At 66.6% G+C, this 14,514-nt stretch carries 13 protein-coding genes; 5 read left to right on the forward strand and 8 right to left on the reverse strand.

Features of this window, described 5'->3' with window-relative positions; all coding sequences use genetic code 11:
- The coding region (locus tag AVR91_RS03530; protein WP_063276269.1) for a SulP family inorganic anion transporter at positions 1-1,137 on the forward strand (1,137 nt) is incomplete at its 5' end.
- Between the two features lie 173 nt (positions 1,138-1,310).
- Here AVR91_RS03530 and AVR91_RS03535 read toward each other — a convergent pair.
- Positions 1,311-2,687 carry an MFS transporter gene (locus AVR91_RS03535; RefSeq protein WP_063276270.1) on the reverse strand — a complete coding sequence of 459 codons (1,377 nt, stop codon included), beginning with the start codon at positions 2,685-2,687 and terminating at the stop codon, positions 1,311-1,313.
- Between the two features lie 61 nt (positions 2,688-2,748).
- Here AVR91_RS03535 and AVR91_RS03540 point away from each other — a divergent pair, with 61 nt between their 5' ends.
- From AVR91_RS03540 to AVR91_RS44470, 3 genes are read left to right on the forward strand one after another with little or no spacing between them, the layout of a single operon-like run.
- The gene (locus AVR91_RS03540) at positions 2,749-3,411 is read left to right on the forward strand and encodes a TetR/AcrR family transcriptional regulator (protein WP_063276271.1); all 663 of its coding nucleotides are present in this window, start codon (positions 2,749-2,751) and stop codon (positions 3,409-3,411) included.
- Between the two features lie 60 nt (positions 3,412-3,471).
- The gene (locus AVR91_RS03545; protein WP_063276272.1) at positions 3,472-5,067 is read left to right on the forward strand and encodes an acyl-CoA carboxylase subunit beta; all 1,596 of its coding nucleotides are present in this window, start codon (positions 3,472-3,474) and stop codon (positions 5,065-5,067) included.
- Positions 5,067-5,258, forward strand: coding sequence for an acyl-CoA carboxylase subunit epsilon (locus AVR91_RS44470; protein WP_076857242.1), 192 nt, complete (start codon positions 5,067-5,069; stop codon positions 5,256-5,258). The genes AVR91_RS03545 and AVR91_RS44470 overlap by 1 nt, the downstream gene beginning before the upstream one ends.
- 57 nt (positions 5,259-5,315) lie before the next feature.
- On the opposite strand, the gene AVR91_RS03555 is transcribed toward AVR91_RS44470, so the two are convergent.
- The 7 genes from AVR91_RS03555 to AVR91_RS03585 form a co-directional block, all read right to left on the reverse strand.
- Positions 5,316-7,535 carry a xanthine dehydrogenase family protein molybdopterin-binding subunit gene (locus AVR91_RS03555; RefSeq protein ID WP_063276273.1) on the reverse strand — a complete coding sequence of 740 codons (2,220 nt, stop codon included), beginning with the start codon at positions 7,533-7,535 and terminating at the stop codon, positions 5,316-5,318.
- Entirely contained in the window at positions 7,532-8,512 is a 981-nt protein-coding gene (locus AVR91_RS03560) for an FAD binding domain-containing protein (RefSeq protein WP_063276274.1), read from the reverse strand. The genes AVR91_RS03555 and AVR91_RS03560 overlap by 4 nt, the downstream gene beginning before the upstream one ends.
- A 3-nt stretch (positions 8,513-8,515) precedes the next feature.
- Entirely contained in the window at positions 8,516-8,956 is a 441-nt protein-coding gene (locus tag AVR91_RS03565) for a (2Fe-2S)-binding protein (protein ID WP_228709109.1), read from the reverse strand.
- A gap of 74 nt (positions 8,957-9,030) precedes the next feature.
- Positions 9,031-9,999, reverse strand: coding sequence for an acyltransferase domain-containing protein (locus tag AVR91_RS03570; protein WP_228709121.1), 969 nt, complete (start codon positions 9,997-9,999; stop codon positions 9,031-9,033).
- Between the two features lie 40 nt (positions 10,000-10,039).
- On the reverse strand, positions 10,040-10,294 hold the full coding sequence (locus AVR91_RS03575; protein WP_063276277.1) for an acyl carrier protein: 255 nt from the start codon (positions 10,292-10,294) through the stop codon (positions 10,040-10,042).
- On the reverse strand, positions 10,291-11,535 hold the full coding sequence (locus AVR91_RS03580) for a ketosynthase chain-length factor (RefSeq protein WP_063276278.1): 1,245 nt from the start codon (positions 11,533-11,535) through the stop codon (positions 10,291-10,293). Before AVR91_RS03580 ends, AVR91_RS03575 begins: the two co-directional genes overlap by 4 nt.
- Positions 11,532-12,812 (reverse strand): beta-ketoacyl-[acyl-carrier-protein] synthase family protein, encoded by a 1,281-nt coding sequence (locus tag AVR91_RS03585; protein WP_143253861.1) that lies wholly within the window; start codon positions 12,810-12,812, stop codon positions 11,532-11,534. Before AVR91_RS03585 ends, AVR91_RS03580 begins: the two co-directional genes overlap by 4 nt.
- 256 nt (positions 12,813-13,068) lie before the next feature.
- Here AVR91_RS03585 and AVR91_RS03590 point away from each other — a divergent pair, with 256 nt between their 5' ends.
- Positions 13,069-14,481 carry an MFS transporter gene (locus tag AVR91_RS03590; RefSeq protein ID WP_228709110.1) on the forward strand — a complete coding sequence of 471 codons (1,413 nt, stop codon included), beginning with the start codon at positions 13,069-13,071 and terminating at the stop codon, positions 14,479-14,481.
- Positions 14,482-14,514: the final 33 nt, after the last annotated feature.

Genomic DNA, 14,514 nt, shown 5'->3' on the forward strand with positions numbered 1-14,514 from the left:
CTGATGCGGTTCGTGCCGCGCAGTGTCATGGTCGGGTTCGTCAACGCGCTGGCGATCCTGATCTTCCTGGCGCAGGTCCCGGAGCTGATCGACGTGCCGTGGCCGGTCTATCCGTTGTTCTCGGGCGGGCTCGTGCTGATGGTGCTGTTCCCGAAGCTCACCAAGGTGATTCCCGCGCCGCTGGTGTCCATTGTGGCCTTGACCGCGCTGACCATCGCCGCAGGGATCGCGGTCCCGACCGTGGGGGACAAGGGATCGCTGCCGTCCTCGCTGCCGGTGCCAGGCATCCCCGGCGTCCCGTTCACCTTCGACACGCTCGCGCTGATCGCCCCCTACGCGCTCGCGTTCGCCCTGGTGGGGCTGATGGAATCGCTGATGACCGCGAAGCTGGTCGACGACATCACCGACACTCACTCCAACAAGACCCGTGAGGCCATCGGACAAGGCGTCGCCAACATCGTCACGGGCTTCTTCGGCGGCATGGGCGGCTGCGCGATGATCGGCCAGACCATGATCAACGTCAAGACCGCAGGCGCCCGGACCCGGCTTTCGACGTTCCTGGCCGGAACCTTCCTGATGATCCTGTGCATCGCCTTCGGCCCGCTGGTTTCGCAGATCCCGATGGCCGCGCTGGTCGCCGTCATGGTGCTCGTGGCCTTCAGCACGTTCGACTGGCACAGCATCGCTCCCGCCACGCTGAAGCGGATGCCGGCGGGCGAGATCATCGTCATGGTCGTCACCGTCGCCGTCGTGGTGGCCACCGACAACCTCGCCATCGGAGTGGTCGTCGGCTCGATCACCGCCATGGTGATCTTCGCCCGCCGGGTCGCGCATCTGGTCGACGTCACCGCCGTGGTCGATCCCGACGGCACCCAGGTCGTCTACGCCGTCACCGGAGAGCTGTTCTTCGCCTCCAGCAACGACTTGGTCTACCAGTTCGACTACGCGAACGACCCGGACAAGGTCGTCATCGACCTCACCGACGCCCACATCTGGGACGCCTCCACCGTCGCCGCCCTCGACGCGATCACCACCAAATACGCGTCACGGGGCAAAACCGTCGAGATCGTCGGACTGAACAAGCACAGCGCCCGCATGCACGGAAAGCTCTCCGGCGAACTCACCGGCAGCCACTGACACGGCTAGGCTGGTGCGCGAGGACCGGCGAAGCGGTTCGGCGACCCCACGTCCTCGGGCAACACTGTTGCTCATCCGCGCCGGAAACGTCGCTCTCACAGTCTTTCCTCATCCGCCGGACAGGCATTGAGTCGATACCGGACCAACCGGACATGTAACTGAATTTCCGGGCATCAGGTGGTGGGGCGGGCGGCGAGCAGTGTGATGAACCCCGTCAGCACCAGGATCGAGAGAGTTACGGCTCCGGTGTGGAATCCACCGAGGCCGCCGCCTGTCAGACTCCAGGCCATCGCGGCGGCCGCCGGGCCGATCGTGCTGCCGAGGGTGCGCCCGAGATTGGCGACACCGCCCGCCGTGCCGGTCTGGTCGGGTGGTGCCGCGGCGAGGATCAGCGCCATGATCGGCGAGTTGGCCAGCGCCATCCCGACCCCGATCACGACCATCCGCCAACTCAGACCGCCCACATCGGTTTCGCCGTCCAGGCTGAGCATGGTCAGCATTCCCGCCACCGTGATCGTCACGCCGACCGCCGCGACCGGCCGCGCCCCACACCGATCGGCCAGCACACCCGCCAGCGGCGACACGATCGAGGCGGTCGCGACGAAGACCAGCATCGCCACGCTCAGCACCTCCGATCCACGCCGCCAAACATCGGAGATCAGGAACGGCAGCGAGAACCCCACCAAACCGCCGGCCGAGGCCATCGTCATCAGGGATACCACCGGGAAGCCGAACGTCCGCCGCCACACCAAGGCGAGCACCGGACGGGAACTACGCAACCGGCACCACCACGCGGCGGCGGCGACGGCGACCACGGCGAGCCCGGCCCCGAGCCACCACCGGGCCGCGCTTTGTTCCACGGCCAGCAATCCCGCGGTGATCGCCATCCCGACCAAGGCGGCATCGGCCAGCAAGGACCGGTCGGGCATCGGCAGCGAGCGGCCCCCGAGTTCCGGATCGCGGGGGAGGACCAGGCGGCCGAGGCCGAGCAGCACCAGTAGTAGCGGCACCTTCGCCACGAACAGCCCACGCCATCCCGCGACCTCGGCGACCAGCCCGCCCAGCGGAGCGACCGCCATGCTGCCGATCATCATCACCGTGGCGATCACGCTCAACGCGCGGCCCCGCTGATCCTCCTGCACCGTCGCCGTCACCAACGGCAGATACACCGCCAGGTACACCGCCGCCGCTAATCCCTGCAGAGCCCTGTTCGTCAGCACGAGCCACCACCACGGCGCCACCGCCGACACCGCCCCGGTCACGCCGATCGCTGCGAGCGACAGCAGGAAGACCTGCTGTGGCGCGGCCCGGTCGACCCACCGTCCGGCCGGAATCGCCAACGCCGCCATCGGCAAGGCGTACGCCAGCAACACCCACGCCGTCGCTCCGGCACCGATACCGAACTCGGTGCCGACCAGGGGAAGGGCGAATCCGGCCAGGCTGACTTCGCTGCCCACGATCAACGATGCCACCGCCAGCAACCCCACCGCGCCCCAGCGGGTGCGCACACCGACGTCGGACGCTTTCCCGATCCCCAGCCCTGACCCCATGGTCACCAAAGTACAATCACCATAGCAAGTTTGTACAACGGTGATTGCACTTCGAGGAGTCATGGCTGATCACGACCGGGCAGTGCCACCCACGCGGGGGTGTGTTGCCAAACGCGAGTCGATCCTCAGCGCCGCGCGCACCGTGTTCGGTCGCGACGGCTACCTTCGCGCAAGTATCGAGACCATCGCCGGCGAGGCGGGGGTATCCACCCGCACGATCTACAACCACTTCGACGGCAAGGAGAACCTCTTCGCCATCGTGATTGAGGACAGCGCGCGTCAGGTGACCACCGCGCTCACCGAGCTCATGCAACGCCATCTCGACCAGGTGACGGACCTGCAGTCCGCTCTCGTCGACCTCGGCACTGACTGGGTCACGCCGCGGCGGGAGTTCGCGGACCACTTCGCCATGGTCCGCCATCTCGCCGCCGAAGCCGCCAGCCTTCCCGATGCCCTGCTCGCCACCTGGCACGACAACGGCCCCAGCCGGGCTGAAGATGCCCTCGCACGTCACTTCCAGCATCTGGCGGACCGCCGCCTGCTCCAGCTCGACAACGCGCAGCGCGCCGCGAACCACTACATCTGGCTCGTCCTCGGTGAAGTCAACAGCCGTACCCAGACCGGACTTCCGCCGCTGGGGGTTGCCGAAAAGAAGGAACTCATCGCCGCCGGAGTGCACGCCTTCCTCTACGGCTATTCGCCACGAAGCTCCGCTCCGGCGTGACACGAGTTCGGCTCGATCCTGATGCCGAGTATCGGCAGGAGGCGGACCCTGGGAGGGCGAATGGAACCGGACACCTTGACCGCTGCCGATCTCCGGACCCCAGAGGGGATGCCGTCACGACTCGCGGAACTGGCGATGATCCGTGAACGAGTGGCCGCCGGGCCGAGCTCCAAGGCCACTATCGCTCACCGTGAGAAGGGCAAGCTCACTGCTCGGCAGCGGTTGGAACTGCTGTTCGACGTGGGTTCGTTCCACGAGGTCGAGGCGTTGCGCCGGCACCGGGCCACCGGCTTCGGATTGGAGAACCGGCGTCCGTACACCGACGGAGTCGTCACAGGCTGGGGACTGGTGAACGGCCGTTCGGTGTTCGCATACGCCCACGACTTCCGCATCTTCGGCGGATCCCTCGGTGAGGCACACGCGGAGAAGATCCACAAGGTGATGGACATGGCCGAGTCCGCGGGTGCGCCGATCGTGGCGTTGTGCGACGGTGCGGGCGCGAGGATCCAGGAGGGGGTGGCCGCACTGGCGGGATACGGTGGCATCTTCCAGCGCAACGTCCGTCTTTCCGGTGTTGTCCCGCAGTTGAGCGTGATGGTGGGGCCGTGTGCTGGTGGGGCCGCGTACTCGCCGGCCTTGTCGGACTTCGTGTTCATGGTGCGAGGGCTCTCGCAGATGTTCATTACCGGACCCGATGTCGTGGCATCGGTGACTGGGGAGGCGGTAAGCCATGAGGAACTGGGCGGCGCGGACGCGCACGCGTCGCGGTCCGGGGTCGCCGCGTTCACGTACGACGACGAGGAGACGTGCCTGTCCGACGTCCGTTTCCTGTTGTCCATGTTGCCTTCGAACAACCGTGAGCTACCGCCGGCGGACGAGGCATCCGGCGATCCGGCCGATCGATGCGTGGACCGATTGCGCGATCTCGTCCCGACTGATCAGACCGTCGCCTACGATGTACGGGATGTCGTCGAGGAGATCGTGGACCACGGCGACTACTTCGAGGTACACGAAGTTTGGGCTCGCAATGTGGTGTGCGCGTTGGCCAGGCTGGGTGGGCAGGTCGTTGGCATCGTCGCGAACCAGCCGGCCCACCTGGCGGGTGCGCTCGACATCAACGCGTCGGAAAAGGCCGCTCGGTTCGTCCAGTTCTGCGACTCGTTCAACATCCCGCTCGTGTCCATTGTGGATGTACCGGGGTTCTTACCCGGTGTGGAGCAGGAACATCAAGGGATCATCCGACACGGTGCCAAGTTGCTGTACGCCTACTGCAACGCGACGGTGCCGCGCATCCAGCTCATTGTCCGCAAGGCTTACGGTGGTGCTTACATCGTCATGGACTCGCGTTCGGTGGGTGCCGATCTTTCGCTGGCCTGGCCGACGAACGAGATCGCGGTCATGGGCGCCCAGGGCGCGGCGGAGGTGATCTTCCGCAGGGAGATCGCAGCGGCCGCGGTCCCGGAGACGGTCCGTCAGATGCGGATCGCCGAGTATCGGGCGGAGCTGATGCATCCATACCACGCGGCGGAGCGCGGACTCGTGGACGACGTCATCGACCCGGCGCAAACGCGCGTGAAGCTGATCAGCGGGCTGCGAATGCTTCAGCGGAAGCATCGCCCGTTGCCTGCGCGCAAGCACGGGAACCAGCCGCAGTGATGCCGGATATCCGGGTGGTCAAGGGCAACCCCAGCGACCATGATGTCGCGGCGCTTGTCGCGACGCTGCTTCTGGTGGGGAGTGGTGCTCGGCAACCCCGGCCGCATCGGGCGCCGTGGCCGCGCGCCGCCGCCGAATATCTATCGCCGCGATCGTGGACCACCGCGGACGGCAGCGAATCCGTACGGTGACCGAGCAGCCCGCTCCGGCATGACGAGGGGGCGGGAGCACGGTGGACAACCGGCCGCTCAGCGGAGGAGTTTGTCCGGCGTGATCGGGAGATCCCTGACGCGCTTGCCGGTGGCATGGAATACGGCGTTGGCGACTGCTGGTGCGACGCCGATGGCGCACACTTCGCCCAAACCCTTGGCGCCGACGGGATGTGCGACGGTGTCGGGGATATCGATGAATAGGGGCGTGATCTCTCCGACGTCGGCGTTCACAGGCACGTGGTAATCCGTCAGGCCCGGATTGAGGAGTCTGTCCGAGTCCGGGTCCAAGTCCAAGGACTCCATGAGGGCTCCGCCGATGGCGAAGATGATCCCGCCTCGTGCCTGGCTGGTGGCGGTTTTGGTGTTCAGCACCCGCCCGCAGTCGAATACGCCGACGTGTCGAACGACTCTGACGCGAGGCAACCTGGTGTCGATCCGAACCTCGGTGAAGTGAGCCGCGAAGGCAGCGGCCGCGAACGGCGCTGTTTCGGCCGAACGGGGCGCGTACTCGCCGCGCATGCTGACCGTCGCGATGTTGTTGCGACGCAGAATTTTCGAGTACGGCTCGAGGCGGCATGGCTCCGTGAGCCCGACGAGCCCGCCCTCGCGGCATTCGACGGCATCCGCGTGCAGGCCATAGAAGGGCGAGCGGGGATCGTGGAGCGCGATCCGAAGGACCTCGTCGCGTACCTTCTCCGCAGCGATTCGTACCGCGCTGCCGGTGTTGCCTGACGTCATCGAACCGAAGGTCGGCGCACCGGCAGGAAGCCGGGTGTCTCCGCCGTGCACGCGGACGGCTTTCGGACGAACACCGACTACCGAGGCCGCGATCTGCGCCATGGTGGTGAGAGTCCCGCCGCCGATCTCCTGAGTCCCGGTGTACACGTCGACGGTGCCATCGGCGGTGAGCACGACCCGCGCCGATGCCGCTCTATGCCGCTCTTCGTGCACGCCGACGGCCATTCCGAAACCCACGAGGTCGTGACCGAGCCGCATGGATCCCGGCTCCGGGGTCCTGCGGTCCCAACCGAACGCGGCCGCACCGCGTTCGTAACACCGCAGTAGATGATTGGCGCTCCACGGTTTTCCCGTGTGCGGGTGAACGGAAGAGTGATTCCGACGGCGCAGTTCGAGTGGGTCGACGCGCAGTTGCGCGGCGAGTTCGTCCAGTGCGCACTCGACGGCGAACCGGCCTGGCGTGTCTCCTGGTGCGCGCATGACTGTGGATGTACCGACGTAGATTCTCCGTACCTGGGTCTGCGCGGCCAGGTGGGAGAACGCGTAGGGCACGAGTCCTGCTTGGATGGTCGGCTCCTGCCGGTCCACTGTGTGCGACGTGGTGTTGACGCTGTCATGGATGACCGCGGTCAGCCGGCCGTCACGACGTGCGCCCAGCCGGATGCGCTGCCAGGTCGCCGGCATGTGTCCGGTGGACGTGAACGCCTGCTTACGTGTGATGGTCAGCCGCACCGGCCTGCCGACTACGCGACTCGCTAGCGCGGCCAGCAGAGTGTGCGGCCACAGGAAGGTCTTGCCACCGAAAGCGCCGCCGACCACGGGTGCGATGACCCGGACGTCCTCGGGTGCCAGTCCGAACGCCGCCGCGACGGCGTCCCGGTGCAAGTGGACGGCCTGCGACGACTCGATCAGGGTGAGCTTGCCGTCCTCCCAGGAGGCGACGGTGGCCGAAGGTTCCATGGCGGCATGGGCTAGATGAGCCGTTCGGTATTCCACGTCGATCTGGTGGTCGGAGTGGGGCAGAGCCGTTTCGGCTTCACCCCGCCTGAACTCGACGGGGTAGCGGTCGGCGTACGGCCCGACAGGCCGGTGCGGGGTGCCGGCGCTCACTCGCCGCGGCTCGTACTCGACGACGACGCGCTCGGCTGCCTCCGCCGCCTGCTCGGCCGTGTCCGCTATGGCTAGCGCCACACATTGGCCGCCGAAATGGACTTGATCGTCTTCGAGTGGAAGGCGAGTGTCGCAGTAGTAGGGCACCGGCGGTCTGGCAATCCACGGCGGACGGTTGAGGTGGCTCAGCACAGCCAGCACGCCGTCACCGGTCTCCGCTTCGTTCGTTTGCAGGCTGCGAATACGTCCCGACGAGATGGTGCTGCCGAGCATGACGGCGTACGCCGCCCCTGCTGGCGCGACATCCCCTGTATAGGTGGCTCGTCCAGTCACTTTGGCCAGCGCCTCGATCCGGTCAACCTCGGCTCCGATCGGGTCGCGCCGATCCAGCTCGTGTCCGGTCGTCATGATCGACCACCGAGGTCGGACAGCGCGCGATGCACAACCCGCTGTACAAGCTCGACTTTGTACTCGTTGCGGGTGGAGATGTCGACGCCGTGCGTCGCGGCCTTGGACGCGGCAGAGATCGCCTCGTCGTCGAGGGTGCGGCCGACGAGAGCCTCCTCGGCCTTCGATGCGGCCCACGGCAGCGGAGCCACACCGCCGAGCACGATGCGAGCCGACCGCACCACGCCCTCGGCGACATCGAGGGCCACGGCGGCCGAGGCGACTGCGAACGTGAACGACGCCCGATCACGGAACTTGACGTAGCGAGAGCGCCGAGCGCGAGGGCTCGTGGTCAGTTCGATGCTCGTGAGAAGGTCGGTCGGGTGCAGTTCTGTGGGCCGTTCCGGTGTGGTTCCCGGCGGCCGGTGCAGTCCGCGGGCCGGGATGCGCCGGATGCCGTCCTTGCCTTCGACGACGACTATCGCGTCCAGGGCTGCCAATGCGACCGCTAGATCCGAGGGGTGGACTGCCAGGCACGTGCGGGATGCGCCGAAGATCGCTGATCGCCGACGATCTCCGTGTAACGCAGCACATCCGCTGCCTGGGGCTCGGCGATTGCAGGCGAACTCGGGCTGGCGGTAATACGGGCATCGCGTGTGCTGAAGCAGGTTGCCGCCGAATGTCGCCATGTTGCGTATCTGCGGTGACGCCCCGGACGACAGGGCTTGGATCAAGGCAGGGAAGCGTTCCCGGAGTCTGCGGTCCGCCACGTTGTTCCGGGTCGTGGCGCCAATGTGCGTCGTGCCGTCGTCGTGGTGCCGGATCCCGTGTAAGCCGATGCCCGCGATGTCGACCAGCTGCGACGATCTGATGACTGCGTCCCGCAGCAGGGTAAGCACGTCGGTGCCCCCGGCTATCACCCGTGCGTTCGGGTGTTTCGTGAGGACGTCGAGGGCTTCTCGTATGGTGCTGGGCTGATGCAGGGTGAACGGCCGCATCGCTTAGCGTGCTCCTTTTGCGTCGGCGATCGCCGCACGAATGCCCGGGTAGGCCGCGCACCGGCACAGGTTCCCGCTCATCTGCTCCGGAATCTCGTTGACGTCGACATCGGGGTTCTCGGACAGCAGACCCACAGCGGAGACGATCTGGCCCGGCGTGCAGAATCCACATTGGAAGGCATCGTGCCGGATGAACGCGGCCTGCATCGGGTGCGGCTGGTCGCCGTGCGCCAGCCCTTCCACTGTGGTGATCTGCTCGCCGTCGTGCCGGGCGGCGATGGTGAGGCAGGCCAAGACCCGCTGGTTGCCGAGCAGAATCGTGCAGGCTCCGCATGCACCCTGGTCGCACCCTCGTTTCGTTCCGGTGAGTCCCAGTTGCGCGCGAAGCACATCCAGCAGGCTCGCACGGGTGTCAACGGCGATCGTCCGCGGTTCACCGTTCACGACCAGCGTGACAGCACACGTGTCGGCGTGTCCGAGGGACGGTTCCTCGAGATCGATTGGTGTACCGCGGTTGCTCATCGGGGCGTTCCGACGTCCGGCTGTGACACTAGAGCAGGGTGTCGCAGCAAAGCTGTGATCGCTTCGCGATCGGCTGCGGAGTCCGGCTGAACGCCGGCGGGGAGCATAGGCACGGCAGCAGACGTACCGCTGCGCACTGTCGGCAGCCTTCGGGCGAGAGCTGTGAGGTTCTGTCCGGGGCCGGTCTGTATCAGCAGGCACGACCGCTCGGCCAGCAACGCGTCGAGGGTGGGGCCGAACAGGACTGGGAGAGCGGGCTGGGAGGACCAGAAGTCGGGGTCAGTGGCTGTCGCCTTGTCCAGCTCCTTGCCCGTGTAACAGGAGAGCACCGTGCGCGCCGGCTCGCGCAGCTTGGTCGCCCACGCCCTCTCCCCCACAGGAGCCGAGAGCATTGCGGGGCTGTGAAAGGGTTGTCGGGCCGGTGTCCGCTTACAAGTGATGTCCTCGCGGATCAGCCTTTCCCGCACAGCCTCCAGGGCGGCATCGGGCCCTGCGAGCAACAGCTGCCGTGGAGCGTTGATCGCTCCGATGGTGACCTGTTCGGTCAGATGGGATTCGATGCGATCTGCGCTGCACGCCACGCTGATCATCCCTCCCGCGGGTACGCCGCTGCAGCGGTCGATCAGTTCGTCGATGATCTGCAGACCGGTCTCGAAGTCGAAGACCCCGCCGAAGGTGGCGGCGGACAGTTCACCGACGCTGTGCCCCATCAGCACGTCAGGCCGGATTCCCAACTCGATCGCTTGTGTTCCGAGCGCACAGTTGACCGCGTACAACAAAGGTTGGGCGACCGATACATCGTCGAACTGCGCTGACGGTGTGCTCGCGAGCCATTCCCGCCGCAAGAATCGCCCGTGTCGTTCGAAGAACGAGAACGCGCGGTCCATCATCTCGGTGAAGGGCTGATAGTGGCCGTAGAGGCCTGCGGCCATCTGGACGTGCTGGGCACCTTGCCCAGGGAACATGAACACCACTGAGCGCCGAGGCGTCACGGTGCGCTCCGGGTCAGGAAGCGAGCTTCTCGTTGACGAACTCAAGGAGCTCTCCCGGTGTAGTGAACTGCGCGGCAAGGTCCTCGGGAATCGAGACGCCGTAACGGCGGCGCAATTCGGCTGACGTCTCGATGAGGGCCAGCGAGTCATAGCCGAGGTCCTCGAACGGCATCGTGCGGAGCTTCTCCCCGTAGGCGGCGAGATCGCTCTCCTCGCCCACGCTGGCGATGAGCACGTCCCTCAGATCGGTCAGGGTGATCGCGGTCATGTCGTACTCCTTGCGATGGAAACGTTTTCGAGATGCGGCCGTTCCACGACGAGTGCCGAGTTGAAACCGCCGTGGCCTCTGGCGAGGATGAGCACGGTGTTCACCTCGGCCACGCGCGGGGCCCTGGTCACCAGATCGATCTGGTAGTCCTCGGGTATCGCCGTCACGTAAATGGTCGGGGGGATGAGGTTTTCCTGGATCGCCAGGACCGCCCAGACGACGTCGATCGCGCCGGCTCCCGCCAGCGCCCGGCCGATCATCGTCTTCGGCGCCGACACCGGTACCCCGTTCGGACCGAACAGTTCTCGGATCGCGGTGGCTTCGTGCTCGTCGAGCCAGGGCAACCCCGCGGCGTCGGCGAGCACGAGGTCGATGTCGGCTGGGGTGCGTCCGGCGTCGGTAAGCGCGGTCTCCGCTGCGCGCCGGAGACCTGTGTGGCCTTCGCTGCTGTCGAAGGTCGCGCCGTGCCCTGCCACCCGGGCGTATGGCTGGTAGTTCGAGCGGGCCTTGGCTGTTTCCTCTGCTTCCAGCATGAGCAGGGCGCCGCCTTCGCAAGGCACATAGCCGTTGGCGCGCTCGTCGAAGGGCAGATACCCGTTCTCGGGGCGGAGGGCCTGGCTGAGCCTGCCGGACGCGCAGTGTGAGGTCCAGCCCCAAGGATCGAACGAGGATTCGACCCCGCCGACGATGCTGGCGGTCGCGCCCTGACGGACCGTGCGCCTGCCGTGGGCCACGGCGTCCAGCCCGCCGGACTGGTCGGACACGACCACTCCGCTGGGGCCCTTCAGCTTGTGCCGGATGGAGATCTGGCCCGTGTTGACGGCATAGAACCAGGCGAAGGCCTGATACACCGACACCGAGTCGGGTCCGCGGGTCCACAGCTTCTGCATCTCGCGGTGGGTGTAGTCGAATCCGCCCGTCGCGTTCGACGTGACCACGCCGACGGCGTGCTCGTCCAGTTCCGACAGGTCCAGTCCCGTGTCGGCGATCACTTGGTCGGAGGCCATCAGGGCGAACCGGGTGACCCGGTCGGTCTGGGCGAGCATCCTGCCGTTGAGGTGCTCGTCAGCGGAGAAACCCAGGACCTGGCCCGCCAAACTGGAGGAGAACCCGCTGGTGTCGAAGTGCTCGATCGGCTGAATGGCGGGAACGCCGAGGTAGGTCGCCTCGGTGAAGGTCTTGAGCGTGTTGCCCAGTGGTGACACGATCCCGATTCCGGTGATGACTACGGAGGTGTTCACCGAGTCCCTCCTTGCGGTTTGCCGAGGAGCATGGCGCTCTGGAAGCCGCCGAACCCGCTTCCTACGGTGAGTGCGACATCGACACGCTGTTCGCGTGCCACCAGCGGTACGTAGTCCAGATCGCAGTCCGGGTCGGGGGTGTGCAGGTTCGCGGTCGGCGGGACGATGCCATCCCTCATGGCCAGGGCACAGGTCGCGATCTCGATCGAGCCGATAGCGCCCAGTGAATGGCCGATCATGGACTTGATCGAGCTCACCGGGATCTCGTAGGCCCTCGGTCCGAGGCTCTTCTTGAAGGCGCTGGTCTCGTGCCGGTCGTTCTGCTTGGTGCCGGAACCGTGCGCGTTGATGTAATCGATGTCGTCGGGTCCGAGGCCTGCCTGGCGCATCGCGGCCCGGATCGCGATCGCCATGTCCTCTCCACCCGCGGGCAGCCCTGTCATGTGGTAGGCGTTGCTGCGAGTCGCGTACCCGCTGATCAGTGCGTAAACCTCGGCGCCGCGCCGCCTGGCGTGTTCCAGGCTCTCCAAGACGAGAACGGCGGCACCTTCAGCCAGTGCGAATCCGTTCCGATCCAAGTCGAACGGGCGGGAAGCCTGCTCGAAGTCGGTTTTGCGCGGGGTGGTAGCGAGGATCGCGTCCAACGAGGCAAGAGCCACAGGCGTAATGGGTGCCTCGGTGGCGCCCGTGATCACGACATCCGCGGACCCTTCGGCGATGAGTTGGTAGGCATAGCCGACCGAGTCGATGCCTGAGGTGCAGCCATTGGAGATCACCGCGACCGGGCCTTGGGCGCCGACCTCTCCGGCGACCTCCCGGGCGATGGAGCTGGGACTGAAATACTCGAAGGTCTGCCGGGACTGGTAGGACTGATCGACCAGCCAGTCCTTCCCGACGTCGGAGAGCACGACGTACTCCTCCTCGAGCCCGGCCGAGCAGCCCACGGCGGAGCCGATCGCCACTCCCAGTCGGTCGGGTGCGCTGTTGTCCCCGTCGAGGCCGCTGTCGGCGACCGCCTGCCGGGCACAGACGACCGCGAACTGGGCCGCTCGATCCATCCGCCTCTGATCACGGGCGGTCAGGCCGTGCGCCTCGGGGTCGAAGTCGCATTCCGCCGCCACATGCGACCTGAATGGCGACGGATCGAAGGCTGTGATGCGCCTGGTCGCTGTCAGTCCCGACGTGATCATGTCCCAAAAGGTTTCAGTACACGTCGAACCTGGTGCGAGGACGCTCAATCCGGTGATGGCGACGTTTCGGTCCACGACTCTCACCATCCAGGCGGGGATCGAGTCTGGATCGAGCGCGTTTCCAACTGCTCTTGGGCGCGCCTGCGGATGTCCCCGCGTTCGCGCGTTCGTCAAGTCCAGCCCGGCTCCAACCCGACTCCAAATCAATGTGCCTACATTGATTTGAGGTAGGCTGTGGTCAATCGCGATGGGACTCGACGATCGGAAGTCGTGCATGAGTGCGTCAAAGCCTGTGGGAGAGCTGGAACGTGGTGGGCCGGGAACGTCCTTAGCGGGCCCGGCCTTGCTGGTCCTGATGCTGTCCTGCGCCGCGGAGTTCATGGTCGTGCTCGACGCGTCGGTAGTGAACGTGGCGTTGCCGGCGATCAAATCGGGGTTGGGCTTCGGCCAGGCCGATCTGCAGTGGGTGGTGAACAGCTACGCGCTGGTCTTCGCGGGGTTCCTCCTGCTCGGGGGTCGGCTGGCCGACCTGTACGGGCGGAAGCGCGTGTTCATCAGCGGATTGGTGTTGTTCACCGCGGCGAGCGCGGTCGGCGGTATGGCAGGCAGCCCTGAACTGCTTGTGGCAGCGCGTGCTGTGCAGGCCCTCGGCGGGGCGCTGCTGGTGCCGGCGAGCCTGACGATCCTCACCACGACGTTTCCCGAAGGCGCGCTCCGCGTCCGCGCGCTCGCCATTTGGACGGCGCTGGCGTCGGCAGGTGGAGCTGCGGGCAGCCTGCTCGGCGGGGTGCTCACCGAGTACCTGTCGTGGCGCTGGACGCTGCTGATCAACGTGCCGCTGGGCGCCGTGGCGCTGGTGATCGCGGCCCGCGTCCTGGCCGCGGACCATCGTCTCCGTGGGCAGCCTGGGGATGACTCGGCCGACGAGCCCGGCAACGGACGTCGATTGGACGTCCTGGGTGCGGTTTCTGCCACGCTTGGTCTGACAGCACTGGCTTTCGCCCTCTCCGGTGCGGAAGACCGGGGGTGGGGGCATCCGCTGACATGGGGCGCCTTGCTGGTCGCCGCGGCAGGGCTCGTGGTCTTCGTCGCCGACGAGTTGTGGCTGTCCAAGGTGCCGCTGATCCCGTTGCGTCTGTTCCGGCTCCGCGCCGTCTCGCTCGGGAATACGGCGATGCTGCTGGCGGGAGCGTGCCTGATGCCGGTGTGGTACTTCCTCTCGCTCTATATGCAGGAAGTACTGCGTTTCTCTGCCATCATGACCGGTATCGGCTTCCTGCCCCATACGCTGATCACCGTCGCGGTCGGCGCCCAGCTTGCGCCCCGCCTTCTCGCGTGGTTCTCGCCCCGGGTGCTGATCGCGGCCGGTTCACTCGTCGCGGCCGCCGGGTTCTGGTGGCAAAGCCTGCTCGAGGTGGACAGCACCTACCTGTCCGGAATCCTCGGTCCGGCGATTGCCATCTCCGTCGGCGTCGGGCTGCTGAATACGCCCCTCACCACGGCTGTGACCTCCGGGGTCACTGACGACGATGCGGGTGCCGCGTCCGGGCTGATGAACACCACCAAACAGGTCGGTGGCGCGCTGGGATTGGCCGCGTTGGTGGCGGTCGCCGCTCAGGCCCACACCGGTGACCCGAGCGGTCAGGTGAACCCCGCGGAACTATCGAGCGGGTTCTCGTCGGTGTTCGTCATCATGGCGGGCATCATGATCGTCGTCGCCGTGCTGGCGTTGACTCTGCCGAAGCCCCGGGACTGACAGCGTGACCGGAGCCGCCGAGTCCGCCAGCCG

Origin of the sequence: Amycolatopsis keratiniphila subsp. keratiniphila, from assembly GCF_001620365.2 — a bacterium.
GTDB lineage: Bacteria > Actinomycetota > Actinomycetes > Mycobacteriales > Pseudonocardiaceae > Amycolatopsis > Amycolatopsis keratiniphila.

Bases quoted from the DNA above. Each gene is read 5' to 3' on its own strand.
- AVR91_RS03535 (WP_063276270.1), bottom strand. From the start codon at position 2,687: ATGGGGTCAGGGCTGGGGATCGGGAAAGCGTCCGACGTCGGTGTGCGC.
- AVR91_RS03540 (WP_063276271.1), top strand. From the start codon at position 2,749: ATGGCTGATCACGACCGGGCAGTGCCACCCACGCGGGGGTGTGTTGCC.
- AVR91_RS03545 (WP_063276272.1), top strand. From the start codon at position 3,472: ATGGAACCGGACACCTTGACCGCTGCCGATCTCCGGACCCCAGAGGGG.
- AVR91_RS44470 (WP_076857242.1), top strand. From the start codon at position 5,067: ATGCCGGATATCCGGGTGGTCAAGGGCAACCCCAGCGACCATGATGTC.
- AVR91_RS03555 (WP_063276273.1), bottom strand. From the start codon at position 7,535: ATGACGACCGGACACGAGCTGGATCGGCGCGACCCGATCGGAGCCGAG.
- AVR91_RS03560 (WP_063276274.1), bottom strand. From the start codon at position 8,512: ATGCGGCCGTTCACCCTGCATCAGCCCAGCACCATACGAGAAGCCCTC.
- AVR91_RS03570 (WP_228709121.1), bottom strand. From the start codon at position 9,999: ATGTTCCCTGGGCAAGGTGCCCAGCACGTCCAGATGGCCGCAGGCCTC.
- AVR91_RS03575 (WP_063276277.1), bottom strand. From the start codon at position 10,294: ATGACCGCGATCACCCTGACCGATCTGAGGGACGTGCTCATCGCCAGC.
- AVR91_RS03585 (WP_143253861.1), bottom strand. From the start codon at position 12,812: ATGGTGAGAGTCGTGGACCGAAACGTCGCCATCACCGGATTGAGCGTC.